Below are 24164 nucleotides of genomic sequence, written 5' to 3'. Positions count from 1 at the left end.
AGCTGACGAAATGAAGGTATTAGTCATTGGCCGCGGCGGCCGTGAACACAGCTTAGTCCAGAAATTTGCCAAAAGTCCTCAGGTGTCGCAAGTCTATGCAGCCCCTGGAAATGCCGGCATGGAGGAACAGGCCGAATGCCTGCCAATTACAGAAACCGATCATGAACAGCTTGTGAAATTTGCAAAAGAACAGCAGGTGGATCTTACGTTTGTCGGCCCTGAAAACCCACTTCTTGAAGGAATTGTTGACAGCTTTAAGCAGGCAGAACTCAAAGTATTCGGCCCGACAAAGTCTGCAGCACTCATCGAAGGAAGTAAGCATTTTGCGAAACAGCTGATGCATAAATATGACATACCGACAGCAGAGTATGCCGCCTTTACCGATGCTGAAAAGGCAAAGAAATATCTTCGGGAAAAAGGAGCACCTATCGTTATAAAAGCCGACGGGCTGGCGGCAGGAAAAGGCGTTGTCGTTGCAGAAACCATAGAACAGGCGATTCAGGCTGTAGAAGATATGCTGCTGGATCATCAGTTCGGTGAAGCGAGTTCGGAAATCGTCATTGAAGAATTTCTGGAAGGGGAGGAATATTCACTGATGGCCTTTGTCCATGGTGAAAATGTCTACCCAATGGTGACGGCGAGAGACCATAAGCGAGCATATGAAAATGATGAAGGACCAAATACGGGCGGGATGGGAGCCTTTGCTCCATCACGTGTAGTGACAGAAGAGACCTATCAATACGCTGTCGATCATATTTTAATCCCAACCGCTCGGGCACTTATTGAGGAAGATCGTTCTTTTACAGGGATACTGTATGCGGGATTAATTCAGACAGAGCAAGGCCCAAAAGTCATCGAATTTAATGCGCGCTTTGGTGATCCTGAAACACAGGTTGTTCTGCCGCTTCTTGAAAATGATCTCGTACAGGTCATTATGGATGTGCTGGATAACAAAGATCCAAAGCTTCGATTTTCAAAAGAGGCCTGTGCTGGAGTTGTTGTAGCATCTGCAGGTTATCCAGGTCCTTACGAAAAGGGTGTACAGCTACCGAAATGGAATCGTGAAACAGAGGTGTTTTCCATTCATGCAGGAACAAAAAAGGACGGAGCAAATTACGTATCGGACGGCGGCCGGGTTCTTTTGTTCGGAGCAAAAGGAAAAACATTGTCCGATTCACTCGATAAGGTGTATCACACTTTAGAGGCCTTTGAACCCCAGGATAAGTTCTTTTACAGAAAGGATATCGGACGCTCAGTCTCTGTTTCTTCTGATCAAAACATAGAGTAATGCTGCGATTGTACCAATAATAACGGAGATTACAAACCCTACGTCAGTCAAGTATTCCAGGAAATCCATTGAATCACATCCTTTTCTTTAAAAAGACGGGCTTGCCCGTCTTTTTTTGTTTTTTTGAATGGATAAGTGTATTTGGACACAAAATTGTAAATAAAGCGTTTTCTTTTTGCTTAGCGAACGGTTTCATCCTGTGTTACTATAAAACAAATGAATCAGGGGGGAGCTCCATGAATGAACAACGCTTCCGCTGGCGAAATCGACAGCTTAGAGAACATACGGCTGTCATAGACGGAAAGCTGGCACCTACAAAACTTATAAAAAACACAACATACTTAAACGTTTATCTCAAACAATGGCTGAACGGCCACATTTGGATATATGAAGACAGAATTATATATACTGGACAAGAGCTCCCGGCTAACTTGGAAGGAACAGAAATTATAGATGCAGAAGGCACATTTGTTGTCCCAGGATACGTAGAGCCTCATGCTCATCCATTTCAGTTATATAATCCCCGGAGTCTGGCTGATTATGCAGTCCAGACAGGCACGACCACATTGATTAATGATAATTTAATGTGGCTGTTCTTAACTGATCAGACGCAGGCTTTTGACCTGCTTGAAGAATTCATGAATCTATCAGCCAGCGTCTTCTGGTGGGCGAGGTTTGATTCGCAGTCTGCCTTACAGGAAGACGAGCAGGCTGCATTTGATGAACAGATTCTTCCGTGGATCCAGCATGATGCTGTCATTCAAGGAGGGGAACTGACAGCGTGGCCCCGCGTGCTTTACGGCGGAGACGATCAAACGCTTTACCGTATGCAAGAGACGAAGCGGTCACGTAAACCTTTAGAAGGTCACCTTCCAGGGGCATCCTGGAGAACCCTTGTGAAAATGAGACTGCTCGGCATAGATTCAGAACATGAATCCATGACAGCAGATGAAGTGATTGAACGTCTGAGCTTCGGTTATCAGACAGGTCTGCGATATTCCTCCATCCGCCCTGACCTGCCGAAAATTTTGGATGGTCTATTGGAGAAAAATATTCAAAGCTTTGACCATATGATGTTTACAACTGATGGTTCTACGCCGGGTTTTTATAGTGAGGGAATCATTAATCCATGCATTCAAATCGCGATTGAAAAAGGAATTGATCCGATTGATGCCTATATGATGGGATCCTATCAGGCAGCTCGACACTTTGGCATAGAAGACCGAGTAGGCAGTCTTGCTCCTGGAAGGGTCGCCCATCTTAATTTCCTGTCCGATCCGAAAAACCCGCATCCCCATGCTGTCATAGCTAAGGGCGAATGGGTGAAAAAAGATGGAAAGCTTGTGAAAGACCATTCGGAAATTAACTGGACAAAACACGGAGTAAAACCTCTTGATCTCGCGTGGAGTCTGACAGAAGACGATCTGCAGTTTTCCATGCCTGTTGGAATGGAAATGGCAAACGATGTGATCATGAAGCCTTACCCTGTGGATATTGAGGCTTCCGTTGAAAGACTATCTCACGATCATCATGAAGCATTCCTCACCCTAATGGATCGTGAAGGAAAGTGGAAAGTAAACACAATACTGAAAGGGTTTACAAATTCTCTTGGCGGATTAATCAGCACATATTCCAATACTGGAGATGTTATAATACTAGGCAAGTCGCGCAAAGATATGAAGATTGCATTTGACCGAATGAAAGAAATAGGCGGCGGTATTGTCCTGGTGGACCAAGGAAAAGTAATCTTCGAACTCCCTCTTTCCCTATCCGGAATGATGGCAGATCTGCCAATGGACAAGTTAATGAAAGAAGAAGTCAAGCTGAAAAAACATCTCAAGAACTACGGATTTAAATTCGATGACCCTGTATATACGCTTTTATTCCTATCCTCTGTTCACCTGCCATTTGTCCGCATTACACCTCAAGGATTAATGGATGTGAAAAAGAATGAGGTTCTATACCCCGCTATAATGAGGTAAAATAGAAGTTAGAGAGAGAAATAACTTTTTAATGAGGGGTATATGAAAATGAAAAAGTCAGGGATCTTGTTTCTGTTCGTCCTGATTGTATTTCTTGCCGCCTGCAATAAAGGGGAAGGTAAGACCGATGACGGCCGCGAGGAGATCGATGGCTCTTCATACGTTTATCCTCTAACAGGGGAAAGCAGTGAAGAACCTGTGGATGATCGGGTGATAGCAGTTATGGTTAATAATCATGTGAAAGCCCGGCCACAGTCAGGTCTGAGTAAAGCGGATGTTGTTTATGAAGCATTAGCTGAAGGGCCGATTACAAGGTTTTTAGCTCTTTACCAAAGCCGCCTGCCGGAAACGATTGGACCTGTGCGAAGTGCCCGTCCATATTATATGGAGATTGCCAAAGGATTTGATGGAATTTATACTTACCATGGCGCAGCTGCTTTTATTAATCAACAGGTCAGCAACAGCGGCATTGACTACGCGGACGGTGCGAAATATGATAATGACAGGATGCTGTTTAAAAGAACGGAAGACCGACAGGCTCCCCATAACTCTTATTTGCTTACAAATGGGATCGATATGCTCATACAGAGCAAAGGGTATCAAATGAAGAAAGACATTGACCCCTTGCCATTTAGTGAAGGAGCAGAAGAAGAAGGGGAAACAGCAAACAAAGTAACGATCACTTATGCGCAGGAAGAAATCGTCCATTATGAATATGAGCAAAAGAGTGAAAAGTATCTTCGTTTCAGTAATGGAGAACCGAGCGTAGATCAGGAGACAGAAGACCAAATTTCCCTTGATAATGTATTTATTATTCATGCTCCACATGAAATAATAGACGAAGAAGGCCGGCGAAATATTGACCTTTCCACAGGAGGTAAAGGTTATTTGTTGCAAAAAGGCCGGCAATTTGATGTAGAATGGAAGAATATAAAGGGTCGATTACTGCCATATAAAAATGGTCATCTTGTCTCTTTTGTGAAGGGGCAGACATGGGTGAATATTATACCTGAAGATCCTGGCACCGTAACAACAGAGTAATGGGAGGGAAATCAGTGCAGATTGATAAATTACGAGGGAAAACCCTCGATCAATTGTTCGAAGCCATTTTATCACTGAATAATGTAGAAGAATGTTATGAGTTCTTTGACGACCTGGCCACGATGAATGAAGTCCAGTCACTGGCTCAGCGCCTCGAAGTCGCTCGAATGTTAAGAGAAGGCTACACTTATCATAAGATCGAAACAGAAACAGGGGCATCCACAGCGACAATCTCCCGGGTGAAACGCTGCTTAAACTATGGCAATGACGCCTACACCCTGGCGCTGGATCGTGTGCAAGAGAATAAAACAAAATAAATGCTATACCAGTCCTTCGGTGATTTATCCGGAGGATTTTTTTGTTTTGTTGAAAGGGGGAGGATAGTGTCGAAAGCACGGAGAAAAGTGCCGAAAGAGAGGGAAGAAAGGCCGAAAGAGCGGAGAGAAACGACGAAAAAGCAGGAAGGTTTCCCGTATGCACACTGGTTTATATTTCTTTCGTAAAAACTAGACGATCAATTTATGTAGAACGTGAAAAAATGCTATAATATATGAATGGACAAATCGAACTTGGAGGAATAAACCCTTGTTACAAGTTAAGAACTGGCAGCATGTTTTTAAACTGGATCCTAATAAGCCTCTTCAGGAATCTTCTCTTCAAATGATCTGTCATTCAGGCACAGATGCCTTGATCATCGGAGGAACAGACGGAGTAACCTTCAATAAAGTGTTTGATCTGTGGGAAAGAGTGCAGCAGTATGACATCCCCTGTGTTCTGGAGCTTTCCAACCTGGAAGCGATTATGCCAGGGTTTGACGGCTATTTAATTCCTTCCGTTTTAAACAGTAGAGACAGGCAGTTCATTATTGGACTCCACCATCATGCCGTGAAAGAATATGGTGATCTTATTACATGGAACGATCTACTCGTTGAAGGATATTGTGTCATGAATGATGAGGCAAAGGTTTATCAGGAGACAAGCTGTCAGCTGCCGACAGCTAACGACGCAGTCGCTTATGCTCAAATAGCGGAGCACATGTTTCATCTGCCGATTTTTTACTTAGAGTATAGTGGAACATGGGGAGATCCCGAGCTCGTGAAGCAAGTCAAAAGAGAACTTAATCATACCCTTCTTTTTTATGGCGGAGGGATCGAGACAAAAGAGCAGGCACAAATGATGAAGCAGTATGCGGATGTCATCGTTGTCGGCAATATTATATATAAAGACATTCAGGCAGCGTTACGAACGGTAGAAGCCTGTAAATAATATATTAAAAAAGGAAGGTGTCCTTATGACTCAAGCGATGCATCCTTTAGTCAAAGGATTGAATGAACAACAGCGAAATGCGGTTACTCATACGGAAGGACCGCTGTTAATTATGGCCGGAGCAGGAAGTGGAAAAACGAGGGTGTTAACCCATCGGATCGCTTACCTGATGGAAGAGAAGGACGTTTCACCGAGAAACGTGTTAGCTATTACTTTTACAAATAAAGCGGCACGAGAAATGAAAGATCGTGTTGAAAAGCTTGTCGGATCTCAAGCAGATAAAATCTGGATGTCTACGTTTCACTCTATGTGTGTAAGGATTTTACGCAGGGACATTGATCGTATTGGCTATGATCGTAATTTTTCTATTTTAGATTCTAGTGACCAGCTTTCTGTCATTAAGCAGGTTTTAAAAGAATTGAATCTGGATCCAAAGAAATGGGATCCCCGTGCGATGCTGGGCGCGATCAGTAACGCAAAGAACGAGCTGATCACTCCCGAAGCTTATGAAAAGGAAGCCTCTTCGATCCATGAAGAGCAGATTGCCCAAGTGTATAAGTTTTACCAGAAGAAGCTGCGTAAAAATCAGTCTCTCGACTTTGATGACTTAATTATGCAGACGTTAACCCTTTTTGAACGTCTGCCGGAAGTTTTGGAGTACTATCAGCGCCGCTTCCAATACATTCATGTCGATGAGTATCAGGATACGAACCATGCCCAGTATCAGCTCGTTAATCACTTAGCAAGCCGCTATCAGAACCTCTGTGTTGTGGGGGATTCTGATCAGTCCATTTATCGCTGGCGCGGAGCGGATATCACGAATATCTTATCCTTTGAAAAGGACTATCCCACAGCGCGTACAATTTTGCTTGAGCAGAACTATCGGTCCACCGAACTTATTTTAAATGCAGCCAATCAGGTCATTAAAAATAATTCAGGACGAAAAGCTAAAAATCTTTGGACAGACAATAGCGGAGGAACTAAAATTCAGTATAAAGAAGCGGGAACGGAGCGTGACGAAGCTCTTTATATTACAGATCAAATTGAAGATTTAATAAGAAGCGGTGAATTTAAATATCAGGATATTTCCATCCTTTACCGGACAAATGCCCAATCGCGTTCTATTGAGGAAACATTCGTTAAAGCCGGGATTCCCTATCAAATGGTCGGCGGGACAAAGTTCTACGACCGTAAAGAAATCAAGGACCTGCTCGCCTACTTACGTCTAATCGCTAATCCTAATGATGATCTTAGTTACCAGCGTGTCGTTAATGAACCAAAACGCGGTGTAGGAAAGACGAGTCTGGAGAAACTACAGGCATACGCTGCAGACCATGATATTTCACTATATGAGGCTTCCGCAGAGATTGATTTTGTGGGAGTCAGCACCAAAGCCGCCAAGTCAATCATGAATTTTTACATGATGATTAAAAACTGGACACAGCAGCAGGAATTTTTATCAGCAACAGATATGGTCGACCAGGTCATTGAAACTACTGGATATGAAGAAATGCTTAGAAATGAGAAATCCTTGGAAGCCCAGAGCCGAATCGAAAACATTGAAGAATTCAAAACAGTTACGAAGAACTTTGAAGAAACTTCCGAGGATAAAACGCTAGTCTCCTTTTTAACAGACCTCGCCTTGATTGCTGATATCGATTCGATGAACGATGATCCAGCCAGTGATGACACGGTGACACTCATGACGCTTCACTCTGCCAAAGGGCTTGAGTTTCCTGTCGTCTTCCTTATTGGTATGGAAGAAAATGTATTCCCGCACAGTCGTTCCTTAATGGACGATAATGAGATGGAAGAAGAACGTCGTTTATGCTATGTGGGCATTACAAGGGCAGAGAAACGGCTGTTTATTACACATGCAAAAATGCGTACACTTTTCGGCAGGACGAACATGAACCCTGTCAGCCGGTTTATCGGTGAAATTCCACAGGATCTCCTTGATGGAAAAGAAGAGAAAGAGACGCTTCCATTTTTCAACCAAATGAAAGAGAAAAGCAGTGCCAAGCCGTCTTCTCCAAAAAGAAGAGCACCGCAGCGTATCGAGAAACAGACCTCAGGAGGAGAGAAGGTCACCTGGCAGCCGGGTGATAAAGCTGTTCATAACAAATGGGGAGAAGGAACTGTCGTAAAAGTTAAAGGAGAAGGGGAAGCGATGGAGCTTGATATTGCGTTTCCTGCTCCAACTGGGATTAAACGGTTACTGGCTAAGTTTGCCCCTATTAAGAAAGCGTAAGGAAGTGTTCGTATGAAACAAACCGAAGCTAAAGAGAAGCTGGAAACCTTAAGAAAACAACTCCGCCGCTATAACTATGAATACCATACCCTTGACCAGCCAAGTGTTTCAGATGATGAATATGATAAAAAATTGCGTGAGCTGTTAGATATTGAAACTGAATTTCCACAACTCATTACGGCAGATTCGCCTTCTCAGCGAGTTGGTTCAGAGCCGCTGGATGCTTTTCAAAAGGTAAGACACAATGTTCCGATGTTAAGTCTCGGAAACTCCTTTGACGAACAGGAGCTCAGAGATTTTGACAGACGGGCCCGGCAAGGGACGGAAGAAGAGGTCTCCTATGTATGCGAGTTAAAAATTGATGGACTTGCTGTTTCATTGAAGTATGAGGATGGCTTGCTTGTACGGGGAGCTACCCGAGGAGATGGAACGACAGGTGAAGACATTACAGCTAACCTTCGTACAATTCGAACCATCCCGCTGCGTTTGGATGCTCCTGAGACCATTGAAGTCCGAGGAGAAGCTTTCATGCCGAAAAAATCGTTTTTAAGCATGAATAAGGCACGCGAAGAAAAAGGCGAAATGGTTTTTGCCAATCCGAGAAACGCGGCAGCCGGATCCTTAAGGCAGCTTGATCCGAGAATTGCTGCTAAGCGAAACCTGGATATCTTTCTGTATGGTGTCGGTGAATGGCAGGGGGAAGCATCCAAGTCACATAGTGAGCGGCTGGAACGGATGAAACAGCTGGGACTTAAAACGAACCCTGAATGGAAAAAGTGTAAAAACATTGATGAAGTGATCGAATATGTTAACGGCTGGATTGAGCATAGAGCGGATTTGGATTATGAAATTGATGGAATTGTGATTAAAGTAGACAGGCTGGACCAGCAAAAAGTATTAGGATTTACAGCGAAAAGCCCGAGATGGGCAACCGCTTTTAAATTCCCTGCTGAAGAAGCTGTGACAAAGCTTATAACCATAGAACTTAGCGTTGGCCGAACAGGCGTCGTAACCCCGACAGCTATTCTTGAACCTGTGCAGGTCGCAGGTACCACGGTTCAGCGTGCTTCTCTTCATAATGAAGATTTAATCCGTGAAAAAGACATCCGAATCGGTGATACTGTCATAATCAAAAAAGCCGGAGACATTATTCCGGAAGTCGTCCGCGTACTGGATGATCAACGAACAGGAGAAGAGGAACCTTTCTCAATGCCTGAAACCTGCCCTGAATGCGGCAGTAAACTCGTTCGGCTGGAAGAAGAAGTGGCTCTTCGCTGTATTAACCCTAACTGTCAGGCACAGCTGCGGGAAGCCTTAATCCATTTCGTATCAAGAAATGCTATGGATATTGAAGGACTAGGCGAAAAAGTAATCGCCCAGCTTTTTCAAGAAGAACTGATCCATAATATTTCCGATCTGTACAAGCTCGACAGGGACGAGCTCCTTCAGTTAGAGCGTATGGGGGAAAAGTCGGTAGATAACCTGTTAAAAGCAATTGAAGCCTCAAAAGAAAACTCCTTAGAGAAACTACTCTTTGGCTTAGGTATCCGCTATGTCGGAACGAAAGCAGCGAGCACGCTGGCCCAGGAATTTGGAGTAATGGATAAGCTGATGGAAGCCGATGCGGATCGTCTTGTACAGATTCCTGAAATCGGAGAGAAAATGGCTGATTCCATTGCCCGTTATTTTGATAAGCCGCAAGTGCATGAGCTGATTCATGCTTTAAAACAGGAAGGGCTCAATATGGAATACAACGGCCCCCTGTTAAACGAAGGCCCTGAAGACTCACCTTTTAATGGCAAGACCATTGTGTTAACTGGAAAAATGGAGAACTATACACGTTCAGAAGCAAAAAATATAGTTCAGGAGCTTGGCGGTAAAGTGACAGGAAGTGTCAGTAAAAAGACAGACCTTCTGATCGCAGGGGAAGACGCCGGTTCAAAGCTTACAAAAGCCGAAGAGCTGGGCATCGAAGTTTGGAATGAAGAAGATTTTGCGAATGCCTTAGAGGATTAGGGAGTGGAGGATATGAGGAAGCTGCACGCACTATTGCTGGCTGTCATCCTATTGGTCAGCGCGTGTACCCCCGTTTATGATACTACCGACGAAGTGGTACGGGAAACGACAGAAGAAAACAGTGATGAAAAAGCGATCATCCCTAATTATGATTTAGAAGATGATAATTATAGAATGATCTTAACGGACGGAAGCAAAAAGATCTCAGCTGCCCGCGGAGTGACGATGAACCAGATGGGAAACCGTCTGGATATCGCCGAATTTGAACGCGGGATGATGCGTCATTCTAAAGAACATTATGATCCGAAAGACTATTTTTTTCAGCCGGGTCAATATTTAGACGATGACACGATCCTGAGCTGGCTGTCCCGTTATGATAAAGAAAATAACCCTGATGGTCTCAATCCTGCTTTAAATGAGGAAGAAGCTTCAGAAAAGGATTTTCGCGAGACGCCAAGATACATCTCTAATATTGTAGAGCAGGATTATCTTGTCCGTACAGAAGATGATGTGGTAGAGCTTTCCGGTCTGACAATTGGAATTACAATGAGATCTGCCTATAATTTCACAGCAGAAGGACGCGATTACTCACAAGAAATTCCAACGAGTGAATCCATTGAAAAAGGCAAGGAATATGCGCAGAAAATTCTTGAAAGAATCCGGGGAATGGAAGACCTGCAAGACATCCCTGTCGTATTTGCTATTTATGAAGAAGAATCAGCGAACTCTGAATCACCTGGTAACTTCTTATTGAAGGGGAATGCGCGAGGAAACGATAATTCCGTTAAAAACTGGCAGGAAATCAATGAAGAGAACATCCTGTTTCCTTCAGCTGAGGCAGAGGAAGAGCACTTCGATGATGCTGAAAAGTTCTCGGACTTTAGAGCATCTGTTTCTGATTATTTCCCTAACTTCGTAGGTATGATCGCCAATGGCTTTTACGTGGATGATGAACTGCGGGAAGTGACCATCGATATTCCTATCCAGTTTGATTCTCAGACAGAAGTCATTGGGTTTACCCAGTATGTGTACAGCCTGGTCATGGAAATGTTTGAGGATCATTACTCCGTACAGGTACGAATTAACAGTATGGACAAACAGGAAGCCCTTATTGTTAAAAAAGTCGGTGAAGAAGAGGCTTTTGTTCACATATATGAGTGATTTAAAAGCTGGCTGAAAACCTTTAAGGTTTCTCGGCCAGTTTTTTTATGTCTATTTAATCTGTTTTCAAAGTAATGATTTTAGTGGATATGAAATGAATTCAATTTTCCTTAATAGGAGATTCCGTTTGCCATATTGTAAAAACAGGTCGGGGGAAACGACTCTCTTTTCAGGGGCGAATTGTAAGCTTTCTCAGGTTAAAGCATCCCAGGATCTTTCCATGTTCAATACTCCCCAGGAAACTACTTTAATCCTCACATAAAAGGGGCAGAGCGTTCCGTTTGCCTGAATATAGAGAATCGGGCCTGGGGAAACAACTCACGAACGGTGAGTTTCCTCAGGCTAAAGCCTTCCGGGATCTCACCTTGTTCTATCCTCCCATAGGAGTCTCGCCGTTTCCCCAAGCCCTTTGCGTTTATTAGGAGTAACGGAACACTGAATAAGAAATAACCATATCCTTAAGAGAGGTTACTGAAACTATAGTGTTACGTTTATACCGCACACGGTAAAAGAGGCTGGGAAATGACGAGACTCCTGCAGGGAGATAGAGCCAGGGTGAGATCCGCGAGTGCAACGAGCTAGCTCACCGGCTCCCCGCGGAAAGCGAGCTATTTCCCAGCCTCGTTTCTCTTTATAAAGTAAACGGAACCGTCATTACACTTCTCAAAAATGAGAAGAAGCGAGTCATTTTCCAGCCGCTTTTCTCCGCATTTGATAAACGGATCCTTCTTTTAAAACGTCCTCAAGAGATAGAGCCAAGTTGAGATCCGTGAGTATAAAAAGCTAGCTCACTGGCTCCCCGCGGAAAACGAGGTCATACTTGATAAACGGAACAACCCTTCCCCTAAGTCCACCCCGATAGGAAATAGCAAAGTTTTAAAGGGATCATGGATAATTAGTGAAAGAATTTGAACAATAAATAGAGTTAGGATAAAATATTTTGTGGAAGCGCTTAATTTAGTATTTTTTCCAAAATAAGAAAGCGTCCCAACTAATCATTCAGGAGGCGGATTACTTATGGTAGTACCATACAAACACGAACCATTTACTGATTTTTCACAGAGTGAAAATCGTCTGGCATTAGAGGAAGAAATCAAAGGTATAGAAGCAAACCTTGGAAAAGATTATCCACTTATTATTGGCGGAGAAAGGATTATGACAGATGAAAAGATTAAAGTCGTGAATCCAGCTAACAAAAAAGAAGTGATTGGTTATGTTTCAAAAGCCAATCAGGATTTAGCAGAAAGAGCGCATCAGGTCGCTGATGAAACTTTTAAATGGTGGCGTAAAACAAAAGCGCAATTCCGTGCAGACATTCTTTTCCGCGCAGCGGCCATTATCCGCCGTCGTAAGCACGAGTTTACCGCCCATCTAGTGAAAGAAGCCGGCAAGCCATGGAAAGAAGCGGATGCGGATACAGCAGAAGCTATCGACTTCCTGGAATTCTACGGCCGTCAGATGATTGAAATCGATAAAGGGGTAGAGGTTAATTCCCGTCCGATTGAAAATAATCGTTTCCATTATATTCCATTAGGTGTAGGTGTTGTTATTTCTCCTTGGAATTTCTTATTTGCCATTATGTGCGGCACAACTGTGGCTTCTATGGTATCCGGAAACACCGTACTTCTTAAGCCAGCCAGCGCCACACCTATTATTGCTTATAAAATGATGGAAGTACTTGAAGAGGCAGGTATGCCGGCAGGAGTTATCAACTATATCCCTGGAAGTGGAAAAGAAGTAGGAGATTACCTTGTGGATCACCCGCGCACAAGGTTTGTGAGCTTTACAGGTTCACGTGAAGTAGGTACCCGAATTTTTGAAAGGGCGGCAAAAGTCCAGCCGGGTCAGAAGTGGCTGAAACGCACGATTATTGAAATGGGCGGAAAAGACACAATTGTCGTGGACAAGGATTCAGATTTAGAATTAGCGGCCGATGCGATTACGTATTCTGCCTTTGGTTTCTCAGGGCAGAAGTGCTCTGCTTGCTCACGTGTAGTAGCCCATGAAGATGTGTATGATGAGCTTCTGGATAGAGTAGCGAAGAAAACAAAAGAATCCGTATCTTACGGAGATCCGACAAAACACGATACTTATATGGGACCTGTAATTGATCAAGGTGCGTATGATAAGATTCTTGAATATATTGAGATCGGTAAGAAAGAAGGAAAACTGGTTACAGGAGGCAAAGGCAATGACAGCAAAGGCTGGTTTGTAGAGCCGACAATCTTTGCCGATCTAGATCCGGAAGCCCGTATTATGCAGGAGGAGATTTTTGGGCCTATCGTTGGCTTTACTAAGGCAAAAACCTTTGATGAAGCAATCGAAATCGCGAATAATACAGATTATGGATTAACAGGAGCGGTCATAACAAACAATCGTCAAAACCAGGAAAAAGCCCGGGAAGATTTCCATGTCGGTAACCTTTACTTCAACAGAGGATGCACAGCAGCGATCGTCGGCTACCATCCTTTTGGAGGATTTAACATGTCAGGGACCGACTCGAAAGCAGGCGGACCGGATTACCTGATTCACCACATGCAAGGAAAAACCACATCTGAGATGTTATAATGCTATAAGATTAAAAGCTCCTTTTGACAACCAAAAGGAGCTTTTTTAACATCTGTATCCTCTCTCTTTAATAAGACTATTTGATTAGGTATATCCAACCTCCAACTGAGAGGGTGTATAGATTTCTCGAATTTTTATTTATAAAGTTTTGTGAATAGATATTGTATATATAGGACAAAATTTCATATATAAGCAAAAATATTGAATAATTATACAAGTAAAAGTTAATATTATAATTTTTGCAATGTTCTTGAAAATATAATATGCTATAGTTGTACCTGTGTTTGGCTTTTTTTGCTTCTATGCCTGAAGAAACAGGCATTCTGAATTATGCAAAAAATGCATAGGAGCTGTATATTACAATTAAGCGGAGGTGACAATGTGTTTGAATTAGCAACCGCAGCAGGGCAGCACTCAATTGCTGGAGTAACATGGTTTTGGTTATTTGTACCAATGCCGCTTTTAATCATTTTATCAATCATTACACTATTTACTGGGAGGAGCGAATAAAAAGACATGGGTTCAGCAACGTTAATTACCTTTATAGTTTATCTCATAGGTATGCTTCTTATTGGATTTGCCGCATACCGTTTAACAAGCAATTTATCTGATTATGTATTAGGAGGGCGACGCTTAGGACCAGGAGTTGCCGCTTTAAGTGCAGGAGCATCCGATATGAGTGGATGGCTGCTGTTAGGTCTGCCTGGAGCTATATATGCTTCCGGTTTAGCAGAAGCTTGGATTGGTGTAGGTTTAGCTATTGGTGCTTACTTAAACTGGCAGTTTGTTGCAAAGCGTCTACGTGTTTATACAGAGGTCGCTCAAGACTCGATTACTGTTCCAGACTATTTAGAGAATCGTTTTCACGATCACTCTCATATCTTACGTGTGATTTCCGCACTTGTTATTTTAGTATTCTTCACCTTTTACACCTCTTCCGGAATGGTTGCCGGAGCAAAACTCTTTGAAGCTTCCTTTGAACTGAGCTACACACAAGCTCTTTGGATTGGTGCTATTGTCACAATTTCTTATACTTTCTTAGGTGGTTTCCTTGCCGTAAGCTGGACAGACTTTGTGCAAGGTATTCTAATGTTCTTAGCTCTAATTGTCGTACCAATCGTAGCCATGCAGGAGCTTGGAGGATTCAGTGCTGCTGTTGATGCCGTAGGACAAATTGATCCCAACCATTTACAAATGGTACAAGGTGTAGGAGCGATGGCTATTATCTCCTCACTTGCCTGGGGACTTGGCTACTTTGGCCAGCCGCATATTCTTGTCCGTTTTATGGCCCTTCGTTCAGCTAAAGATGTGCCGAAAGCACGTTTAATCGGAATTGGCTGGATGGTTATCGGCCTATACGGTGCAATCTTTACTGGTTTATTTGGTTTAGCTTTTATTGCTACACAAGATATCAGCGGTCTGGATGACTTTGGTGTCACGTTAACGACCGAAGGCGGTATGCAGATGCTTGCCGACTCAGAAAAAATCTTTATTACGTTCTCTCAAGTTTTATTCCATCCTGTCATTGCAGGTATTCTGTTAGCAGCTATTTTATCCGCGATTATGAGTACAATTGACTCTCAGCTGCTCGTATCTTCCTCAGCACTGGCAGAGGACTTTTATAAAGCGATTTTCCGTAAAAACGCGTCAGAGCGTGAGCTTGTATGGGTAGGACGTGCGGCAGTAGCAGGGATTGCTTTAATTGCCGTACTCATTGCAGGTAACCCTGATAGCACAGTATTAGAACTTGTATCATATGCATGGGCAGGGTTCGGTGCTGCATTTGGACCAATTATCATTCTCTCCCTGTTCTGGAAGGGAATTACACGTAATGGTGCCTTAGCAGGTATTATCGTTGGTGCTGTTACAGTTGTTGTCTGGGCAGACTTCTTAAGTGGAGGCATCTTCGATTTATATGAACTTGTCCCAGGATTCTTACTATCTGGTATTGTGGCGATTCTAGTCAGTCTGGCTGGCAAGCCGGCACCAGAAGTTAAAGCCGAATTTGAGGAAGTTACTCGTCGCTAATTTTAGATCCTAAACAAGTCTCTGGCTTTCGGCCAGAGGCTTTTTTAAATGATATTTTCTTTCTGTATTACCAGCAACTTTTCATCTGAAACTTGGCTCTCACCATTTCCCCCGCCATCCTCCTTTATGTTATTATAGGAGAGGTGTATTACCGTACGTTGCGTATGAAAACAGATTTTTGGTATGATCATATATTATGTAAGAACAAATGGAGGTAACAACATGTCTCGTATTAGCAAAGAAGAGGTTAAACATGTGGCTCATTTGGCACGCTTAGCTATCACCGAAGAAGAAGCCGATATGTTTACAAAACAGCTGGACGATATCATTACGTATGCAGAACAATTAAATGAACTGGATACAGAAGGTGTTAAACCTACAACACACGTATTGGATATTAAAAATGTCATGCGTAAAGACGAGCCTAAGAAATGGATTGAGAAAGAAGACGCTCTGAAAAACGCACCAGATCAGCAGGATGGTCAATTTAAAGTACCATCTATCTTGGAATAAGGAGGGACACTTATGTCTTTATTTGAAAATTCTTTAAGAGAACTGACAGAAAAGCTACATAGCAAGGAGATCACTGTTACAGATCTTGTGAAGGAATCCTATCAGCGAATTGAGGAAGTTGACGCTCATGTCAAAGCTTTCCTTACATTAAATAAAGAAGCTGCACTTAAGCAAGCAGCTGAATTGGATGAAAAGCGCGGAGAAGAAGCGGCAAAACTTTTCGGTCTTCCAATTGGAGTAAAGGACAACATCGTAACGAAAGGGCTGCGGACGACCGCTGCCAGTCAGTTTTTAGATAACTTTACAGATCCGCTTTACGATGCAACAGTTGTACAAAAGCTGAATGAAGCTAAATCTGTAACGATTGGTAAATTGAATATGGACGAGTTTGCTATGGGTTCTTCAAATGAGAACTCAAGCTATGACGGCACTCGTAATCCATGGAATACCGACTATGTTCCCGGCGGCTCAAGCGGCGGCTCAGCTGCAGCTGTAGCAGCAGGCGAAGTTCCATTCTCCCTTGGATCAGATACAGGAGGTTCGATCCGTCAGCCCGCTGCCTTTTGTGGTGTTGTTGGACTGAAACCGACGTATGGCCGTGTTTCCCGTTTCGGTCTTATTGCTTTCGCATCCTCTCTGGATCAGATTGGACCGATTACCCGTTCTGTAGAAGATAATGCCTATCTGCTTGAAACCATTGCCGGATATGACCGCATGGACTCTACTTCCGCGGATGTAGAGGTTCCAAAATACACAGAAGCTTTAACAGGTGATGTGAAAGGCTTAAAAATAGCTGTACCGAAGGAATACCTTGGCGAAGGGGTAACTCCAGAAGTGAAAGAAGCGGTTCAGTCTGCCTTGAAAAAATATGAAGAGCTGGGAGCGACATGGGAAGAAGTATCCCTGCCGCATTCTAAGTATGCAGTAGCCACTTATTACCTGCTTTCCTCTTCTGAAGCATCTGCCAACCTTGCCCGTTTTGACGGTGTACGGTACGGCAAGCGTACAGAAGATGCTGGAACAATGATCGATATGTTTAAAAACTCCCGTGCAGAAGGCTTTGGCGATGAAGTGAAGCGCCGAATCATGCTTGGAACGTTTGCGTTAAGCTCCGGTTACTATGATGCTTACTATAAAAAAGCCCAGCAGGTTCGAACTCTTATTAAAGAAGACTTCGAAAAAGTTCTTGAAGATTATGATGTCATTATTGGACCGACAACGCCAACTCCTGCTTTTAAAGTCGGAGAAAAGATTGATGATCCATTAACGATGTATGCCAACGATATTTTAACGATTCCAGTTAACCTGGCTGGAGTGCCGGGGATTTCAGTGCCTTGCGGGTTCTCTTCTGACGGTCTGCCGATTGGCTTGCAGATTATCGGCCGCCACTTTGATGAAAAGAGTGTTTACCGTGCAGCTCATGCTTTTGAACAGGCTACTGATTTCCATAAACAACGCCCGTCCCTTGGAGGTGCGCGCTAATGAATTTTGAAACAATAATCGGACTTGAAGTCCACGTAGAATTAAAGACGAATTCTAAGATCTTTAGTCCTTCTCCGAATATGTTCGGCGATGATCCCAATACAAACGTAAACCCGATTGACCTGGGCTATCCAGGAGTTCTGCCGGTATTAAATGAAGAAGCAGTAAATTTCGCTATGAAAGCGGCGATGGCGCTTAACTGTGAAATCGCGACAGACACTAAGTTCGATCGTAAAAATTATTTCTATCCCGATAATCCGAAAGCTTATCAAATTTCTCAATTCGATAAGCCGATCGGTGAAAATGGGTATATTGATATCGATGTTGACGGTGTGAAGAAACGCATCGGCATTACCCGTCTTCACATGGAAGAGGATGCCGGAAAGCTGACGCACAGTGATGACGGATACTCGCTTGTCGACTATAACCGTCAGGGTACACCGCTTGTAGAAATCGTATCAGAGCCAGACATCCGCTCTCCTAAAGAGGCATATGCTTACTTAGAGGCTTTAAAAAACATCATTCAATATACGGGTGTTTCTGACTGTAAAATGGAAGAAGGCTCTCTAAGATGTGATGCGAACCTTTCCCTTCGACCAATTGGCCAAGAAGAGTTTGGAACGAAAACAGAGCTTAAAAACTTAAACTCTTTCTCTTTCGTGCAGAAAGGTCTTGAGTTTGAAGAAACACGTCAGGAAAAAGTTCTTCTGGCTGGAGGAGAAATCCTTCAGGAAACACGCCGTTATGATGAACAGACGAAAGAAACGATTCTAATGCGTGTCAAAGAAGGTTCAGACGATTACCGTTACTTCCCGGAGCCGGATCTTGTCCCTCTTCATATTGATGAAGCGTGGAAAGACCGGATTTACAGCCAAATTCCTGAGCTTCCGGATGCAAGGAAGAAGCGTTACATTGAAGAACTTGGTCTTCCAGCGTATGATGCGATGGTTCTTACAAACAATAAAGAAATGTCCGATTTCTATGAAGAGACGATCGCAGCCGGCGGCGATGTTAAACAGGCTTCCAACTGGCTGATGGGTGAAGTGTCTGCTTACATGAACAAGCATTATAAAGAGTTCAGCGACCTTGCCTTAACACCTGAAGGGCTGGCTAAATTGATTAAGCTGATCGAGGATGGCACGATCTCTTCTAAAATTGCTAAGAAAGTCTTTGGCGATCTCGTAGAAAAAGGCGGCGATCCTGATAAGATCGTTAAAGATAAAGGACTTGTACAAATTTCAGATGAAGGGCAGCTTCGTGAAATTATTACAGGAATCCTTGATAACAACCAGCAATCTATTGAAGATTATAAGAACGGAAAAGATAAAGCCCTTGGTTTTCTTGTCGGACAGGTAATGAAACAAACAAAAGGACAAGCAAACCCACCTATGGTAAACAAAATCATTTTAGAAGAAATGGAACAAAGATAAAAATAGGACGGAGGAGAGCCTCTCTCCGTCCATATAAAGTGCACGTACTAAAGTGTGCGTGCTTTTTATATGGATAACCATTTCCGTTAAAAAACAAAAAGTTTCTAATTTAAATAGTTTCCAAATAACACGACACAAGCTATGATGGTATTTGGAGACGATGGATGAGGGGGTCTTAGTATGCAGCGTGCCCGAATTATATATAATCCTACCTCTGGAAGAGAGATCTTTAGAAAAGTTCTTCCAGATATTTTGCAGCGTTTGGAACAGGCTGGTTATGAAACGTCCGCACATGCGACGACATGTGCCGGAGACGCTACACAGGCAGCAAAACTTGCTGTGGAAAGAAAGTTTGATGTAGTCGTTGCTGCAGGCGGAGACGGTACTATAAATGAAGTCATAAACGGAATTGCTGAGCAGGAGTTCATTCCTAAGCTGGGTATTCTTCCAGTAGGGACGACAAATGACTTTGCAAGGGCATTATGCCTACCAAGAAACATTCATCAAGCCGTTGACGTCATTTTAGATAATTTTACAACACCTTTAGATATCGGCCGTGTCAATGGCCATTATTTTATGAACATTGCCGGTGGAGGAAAAATTACCGAAGTCTCATATGAAGTACCAAGTAAACTGAAGACTGTGCTTGGCCAGCTGGCTTATTATTTAAAAGGGATAGAAATGCTTCCTTCTATACGCCCTACTTATGTGGAAATGGAATGTGACGGACGTATTTATAAGGGAGAGGTTATGCTGTTCCTTGTATCTAATACAAATTCTGTCGGTGGACTTGAGAAGCTTGCACCTGAAGCCAAGATGAACGACGGAGTGTTTGATTTAATGATCATTGAGAAAATGAACATTGCTGAATTTGTAAGACTGGCTACATTAGCCATACAGGGAAACCATCTCTCTCATCCTAAATTTATTCATACGACAGCGAGCCGTGTGAAAGTAAAAACAGATGAAAAAATGCAGCTGAACATCGATGGAGAATTCGGCGGAATGCTCCCTGGAGAGTTCGTCAACCTCTATCGGCACATTGACTTCTTTGTGCCTAAGAAGAAATTTGCTGAAGCCACAAAAGATAACGAATAAACTAAAAGACGCTGCCGTTGAACGGTGGCGTTTTTCTCATAAATACTGTAAGCTTTGGACAGTTATAAATAAAAAGGACGGATGAATCATGGCGAAACCAAAACCGCCTGTACAAAAAAACAAAACAATTGAAATTAAGTTTGAGGATCTTACTCATGAAGGTAACGGAGTTGGAAAAATAGACGGCTACCCGCTTTTTGTTCCTTATGGCTTGCCGGGCGAACGTGCAAAAGTAAAAGTAGTGAAAGTAAAGAAAAACTTTGGGTTCGGAAAATTGCTGAATGTCATAGAAAAAAGCGAGCACAGGATAGAGCCGCCATGTGATGTTTATTACCAGTGCGGAGGCTGCCAGCTTCAGCATATGAGCTATCAAATGCAGCTCGATATGAAGCAAAACCAAGTAAAGAATACCATGAAAAAAATCGCCCACTTGGAAGACGTCCCGGTTCATGAAACGATCGGAATGGACGATCCGTGGCGTTATCGCAATAAGGTCCAAATACCGGTAGGAGAAAAAGAAGACGGTCAGCTGATGACAGGGTTTTATCAAAAGAGAAGCCATAATATCATTGATATAGATACATGTTTAATTCAGGATGAAATGAACGATCGAATGGTAGAAGCTGTTCGCCGTATTGCTACAGATCTCGGCATTTCTGCATACGATGAAGAGACTCACCGCGGGGTCCTCAGGCATATAATGGTAAGGACAGGACAGGAAACAAAGGATATTATGATCGTATTCGTGACGAAAACGAAGAAGCTTCCTCATAAAGAAGCCCTGATAGAAAAAATTCGTGATGCCTACCCTAATGTAAAATCAATCGTTCATAACGTGAACCCGGCACGAACGAATGTCATCTTAGGCCGAGAAACACACGTTATCTATGGAGAAGAATACATTTACGATACCATTGGTGATATTAAGTTCATGATCTCTCCAAAATCGTTTTATCAGGTCAACCCGACTCAGACGAAGAAGCTGTATGATCAGGCTCTAAAATATGCCGATTTACGCGGAGGCGAAACCGTTATTGATGCGTATTGCGGCATTGGCACAATCTCCCTTTTCCTTGCTCAAAAAGCAAAAAAAGTATACGGTGTGGAAATTGTCCCTGAAGCTGTGACAGATGCGAAGAAAAATGCACGATTAAACAAAATGGAAAATGCAGAGTTCTTTGTTGGAGAAGCTGAGAAGCTTATGCCGTGGTGGAGCAAGCAGGGCCTTGAGCCTGATGTTATTGTTGTAGACCCGCCGCGTAAAGGCTGTGAGGAAGAATTGCTGCATGCCATGACGGATATGCAGCCGGAGCGTATTGTATACGTATCCTGTAATCCATCGACATTAGCAAGAGATTTAGCTGTTCTTGAAGAACGTGGGTATGAGACGAAAGAGGTTCAGCCTGTGGATATGTTTCCACAGACGAGTCACGTGGAGTGCGTGACATGGCTGGAAAAGAAATTGTGACTAAAACTCATTTGGAGATGAGTCCGTGGACGAATAAAAGTGAAGCAGGGGAGAAGGTCCTTTTAAGCAGCTCACTATAATATTCTAGTCAGGTCATTTTCTTCCTATATAGATACTTAAAAACCGGCTGCTATATAAGCAGCCGGTTTTCTTATGCTGTTAAAAAATCTGGTTTCAAAATACCTTTCCAAAAAAAATTTCTGAAATATATAATGTAAGTACAGACCGTTTAGGGCAAATGAATGACATCTCCAAAATTAAAAAATTCAACACCCGTTTTCCATATGTTTGATGTGGACAAGGTAAAAGAGTTTTATTTAATTTTTTTAGGGTTTGAAGTAGGTTGGGAGCATAAGTTTGTTTAGACGTGCAAATCTCAGGGCAGCTGTAAAATCCATCTTTCTGAGAATCATGGGGAAGCCTGTCCAGGTTCCTCTGTCAGAATGGTGAAAACCTTTCTTCCCTTCATGAAAACCTCACTGTAAAACAATACAAATTCGCCCTCCCGGCATGGAACCCACTCCTTGGAATACTCGTGAAATAAGGGTAGGCGATCCCTTCGGTAATCGAATTGTATTTTATGAACTCTTAGAATAAGGGGAATACTAGCATTTAAGAGAGGAATAGTTCGTTTAGGTGTACATACTCTTATTTGATTTTAAAAAAAAGCAGAGGGTGAAAAAAATGACGAATGAATATGCTATTAAAGCTAAAGGGCTTGTTAAAGTATTTGGCGATCAGCGTGCTGTAGATGGTGTCGATCTTTCGATTCCAAAAGGGATGGTCTACGGGTTCCTTGGGCCAAATGGAGCGGGTAAGACTACGACGATTCGAATGCTTGCCACACTGCTGCAGCCGGATGGAGGAGAAGCTCACATCTTTGGTCATCATATTGTTTCAGAAGCAGGAAAAGTTCGGGAGCGCATAAGTTTAACAGGACAATATGCTTCAATTGATGAGGATTTAACGGGTATGGAGAACCTCGTCATTCTCTCCAAGCTCGCAGGCTATTCCCGGAAGGAAGCTAAAGTGCGAGCCAATGAATTGCTTGTGGCTTTTGGTCTTGGAGAAGCAGCTAAAAAACAAGTAAAAAAATATTCTGGAGGTATGCGGCGCCGGATCGATATTGCGGCAAGCCTTATTTCTACTCCGGATCTTCTTTTCCTCGATGAACCTACAACCGGACTTGATCCTAGAAGCCGCAATCAGGTTTGGGAAATTATCCGAACATTGGTTAAGGCGGGAACAACCGTATTATTAACAACACAGTACCTCGAAGAAGCTGATCAGCTCGCTGAAAGAATTGCAGTAATCAATAAAGGGAAAATTATTGCAGAAGGTACGAGCCGTGAATTGAAAGCATCGGTTGGAGCAGGAACACTTCACGTACAGCTGGATGACTCAGATCAGCAAGAGCGAGCGATCCACATTCTTCAGGAGAAGCTTCAGACTTCCATACATTCACCCCCTGAAGGAGGCGCTTTGACGGTACAAGTAAGTGATGCTTCCCTAGTTGCTAAAGCTTTAGGAGACCTCACAAATGAAAACATACGAGTTAGTGATTTTTCCTTAGGAAAGCCGAGTCTTGATGAAGTTTTTCTAACATTAACAGGAGAGAAAGCGGAGGAGAAGAAATGAGTCAGCCAAATGACATTAGGGAAGAGCAATTGCGTAAAGCCATTACCTCAAGGAAGCGCCCAGAGCGTCCCTCAGCACTGACGACTTCTTTGACCTTTTCATCAAGAGCACTCCTCAGGATAAAACATGTGCCGGAGCAGCTGTTTGATGTCACGGTATTTCCTGTCATCTTTCTGCTTATGTTTACGTACCTGTTTGGAGGAGCCATTGCCGGCTCTACTAGTGAATATTTACAATTTCTCCTTCCGGGTATTCTTGTGATGACTGTGTCCCAAATTACAATGTATACGGGAATTGATTTAAATAACGATATACGTAAAGGGATTTTTGATCGCTTTAGGACACTGCCGATATGGCTGCCGTCTGCTCTCGTCGGAGCCCTGTTAGTAGATATGATCCGCTACTCCGGAGCTTCGCTTATTATGCTTACTCTCGGTTTTATCCTGGGCTTTCGTCCAGAAGGAGGCTTTCTTGGGGTTATCGGTGCTGTTGGAATGATTTTAATCTTTTGTTTCTGCTTATCTTGGGTGTGGACGACGCTTGGGATCATAATGAGATCCGAAAAGTCTCTTATGATGGTCAGTTTTATGGTGCTCTTTCCTCTCACCTTTGTAAGTAATGTATTTGTAGATCCACAGACGTTACCTTCCTGGCTTGAAGGTTTTGTAGATGTGAATCCTATATCCCTGCTTGTTAATGCCGTAAGAGGCTTTATGCATGGAAATGTGACGGCTGAAGCAATCGGATGGGTATTCCTTTCTTCGGCAGTTTTTCTCGTTATTTTTGCTCCGCTTACGATGTATTTATATAGAAATAAGAAGTAGAGAACCCTCTCATTTATAGTTATAGATTATAGAGTCAGAAGGCACTCTCCGATGGAAGAAAACCTAAACGGCTAAATATTATTTGGTATAAAAAGTGATATTTTTCCGAG

20 protein-coding genes are annotated in these 24164 nt (G+C 43.0%); 19 read left to right on the top strand and 1 reads right to left on the bottom strand.

Annotated features, from left to right (window positions below; translation table 11 throughout):
- The first annotated feature begins 10 nt into the window (after positions 1-10).
- On the top strand, positions 11-1288 hold the full coding sequence (purD, locus tag B7E06_RS17420; protein ID WP_082235207.1) for a phosphoribosylamine--glycine ligase: 1278 nt from the start codon (positions 11-13) through the stop codon (positions 1286-1288).
- On the opposite strand, the gene B7E06_RS22445 is transcribed toward purD, so the two are convergent.
- A complete protein-coding gene (locus B7E06_RS22445; protein WP_425432209.1) occupies positions 1253-1357 on the bottom strand; it encodes an EYxxD motif small membrane protein in 105 nt (34 codons plus the stop codon). The two genes, purD and B7E06_RS22445, sit on opposite strands and share 36 nt — an antisense overlap.
- Positions 1358-1524: 167 nt before the next feature.
- On the opposite strand from B7E06_RS22445, the gene B7E06_RS17415 reads away from it, so the two are divergent.
- The 18 genes from B7E06_RS17415 (at position 1525) to B7E06_RS17335 (ending at position 24054) form a co-directional block, all read left to right on the top strand.
- Positions 1525-3270 (top strand): adenine deaminase C-terminal domain-containing protein, encoded by a 1746-nt coding sequence (locus B7E06_RS17415; RefSeq protein ID WP_082235206.1) that lies wholly within the window; start codon positions 1525-1527, stop codon positions 3268-3270.
- A gap of 48 nt (positions 3271-3318) precedes the next feature.
- Positions 3319-4311 (top strand): DUF3048 domain-containing protein, encoded by a 993-nt coding sequence (locus tag B7E06_RS17410; RefSeq protein ID WP_082235205.1) that lies wholly within the window; start codon positions 3319-3321, stop codon positions 4309-4311.
- A 14-nt stretch (positions 4312-4325) separates the two neighbouring features.
- Positions 4326-4628, top strand: a complete 303-nt coding sequence (locus tag B7E06_RS17405; protein ID WP_082235204.1) for a YerC/YecD family TrpR-related protein — start codon at positions 4326-4328, stop codon at positions 4626-4628.
- Between the two features lie 268 nt (positions 4629-4896).
- Positions 4897-5577: a heptaprenylglyceryl phosphate synthase gene (gene pcrB, locus B7E06_RS17400; protein ID WP_082235203.1), complete on the top strand. Its 681-nt coding sequence runs from the start codon at positions 4897-4899 to the stop codon at positions 5575-5577.
- A 25-nt stretch (positions 5578-5602) separates the two neighbouring features.
- Positions 5603-7828, top strand: a complete 2226-nt coding sequence (gene pcrA / locus B7E06_RS17395; RefSeq protein ID WP_082235202.1) for a DNA helicase PcrA — start codon at positions 5603-5605, stop codon at positions 7826-7828.
- Between the two features lie 12 nt (positions 7829-7840).
- Positions 7841-9844, top strand: coding sequence for an NAD-dependent DNA ligase LigA (ligA, locus tag B7E06_RS17390; RefSeq protein ID WP_082235201.1), 2004 nt, complete (start codon positions 7841-7843; stop codon positions 9842-9844).
- A gap of 12 nt (positions 9845-9856) precedes the next feature.
- Complete coding sequence (locus tag B7E06_RS17385; protein ID WP_082235200.1) at positions 9857-11005, top strand: CamS family sex pheromone protein; 1149 nt, start codon at positions 9857-9859, stop codon at positions 11003-11005.
- 1017 nt (positions 11006-12022) lie between these two features.
- Positions 12023-13573: an L-glutamate gamma-semialdehyde dehydrogenase gene (gene pruA, locus B7E06_RS17380; RefSeq protein WP_082235199.1), complete on the top strand. Its 1551-nt coding sequence runs from the start codon at positions 12023-12025 to the stop codon at positions 13571-13573.
- A 381-nt stretch (positions 13574-13954) separates the two neighbouring features.
- A complete protein-coding gene (locus B7E06_RS22270; protein WP_281249119.1) occupies positions 13955-14083 on the top strand; it encodes a hypothetical protein in 129 nt (42 codons plus the stop codon).
- Positions 14084-14089: 6 nt separating this feature from the next.
- Entirely contained in the window at positions 14090-15601 is a 1512-nt protein-coding gene (gene putP, locus B7E06_RS17375; protein WP_082235198.1) for a sodium/proline symporter PutP, read from the top strand.
- A 222-nt stretch (positions 15602-15823) separates the two neighbouring features.
- Positions 15824-16114, top strand: coding sequence for an Asp-tRNA(Asn)/Glu-tRNA(Gln) amidotransferase subunit GatC (gene gatC / locus B7E06_RS17370; RefSeq protein ID WP_082235197.1), 291 nt, complete (start codon positions 15824-15826; stop codon positions 16112-16114).
- Positions 16115-16126: 12 nt separating this feature from the next.
- Complete coding sequence (gatA, locus tag B7E06_RS17365; protein WP_082235196.1) at positions 16127-17596, top strand: Asp-tRNA(Asn)/Glu-tRNA(Gln) amidotransferase subunit GatA; 1470 nt, start codon at positions 16127-16129, stop codon at positions 17594-17596.
- Positions 17596-19026, top strand: a complete 1431-nt coding sequence (gene gatB, locus B7E06_RS17360) for an Asp-tRNA(Asn)/Glu-tRNA(Gln) amidotransferase subunit GatB (protein WP_082235195.1) — start codon at positions 17596-17598, stop codon at positions 19024-19026. The genes gatA and gatB overlap by 1 nt, the downstream gene beginning before the upstream one ends.
- Before the next feature lie 180 nt (positions 19027-19206).
- A complete protein-coding gene (locus B7E06_RS17355; protein WP_082235194.1) occupies positions 19207-20124 on the top strand; it encodes a diacylglycerol kinase in 918 nt (305 codons plus the stop codon).
- An 88-nt stretch (positions 20125-20212) separates the two neighbouring features.
- Positions 20213-21592 (top strand): 23S rRNA (uracil(1939)-C(5))-methyltransferase RlmD, encoded by a 1380-nt coding sequence (gene rlmD / locus B7E06_RS17350; protein WP_082235193.1) that lies wholly within the window; start codon positions 20213-20215, stop codon positions 21590-21592.
- Positions 21593-21834: 242 nt separating this feature from the next.
- Positions 21835-21957: a glyoxalase superfamily protein gene (locus tag B7E06_RS22440; RefSeq protein WP_425432208.1), complete on the top strand. Its 123-nt coding sequence runs from the start codon at positions 21835-21837 to the stop codon at positions 21955-21957.
- Between the two features lie 319 nt (positions 21958-22276).
- Positions 22277-23230, top strand: a complete 954-nt coding sequence (locus B7E06_RS17340) for an ATP-binding cassette domain-containing protein (RefSeq protein ID WP_082235192.1) — start codon at positions 22277-22279, stop codon at positions 23228-23230.
- Positions 23227-24054, top strand: a complete 828-nt coding sequence (locus B7E06_RS17335; protein ID WP_082235191.1) for an ABC transporter permease — start codon at positions 23227-23229, stop codon at positions 24052-24054. Before B7E06_RS17340 ends, B7E06_RS17335 begins: the two co-directional genes overlap by 4 nt.
- Positions 24055-24164: the final 110 nt, after the last annotated feature.

Source organism: Halobacillus massiliensis (genome assembly GCF_900166625.1).
Taxonomy (GTDB): Bacteria; Bacillota; Bacilli; order Bacillales; family Halobacillaceae; genus Halobacillus_A; species Halobacillus_A massiliensis.
Note: the sequence above shows the minus strand (reverse complement) of the source record. Positions and strands in the feature narration are given on the sequence as shown.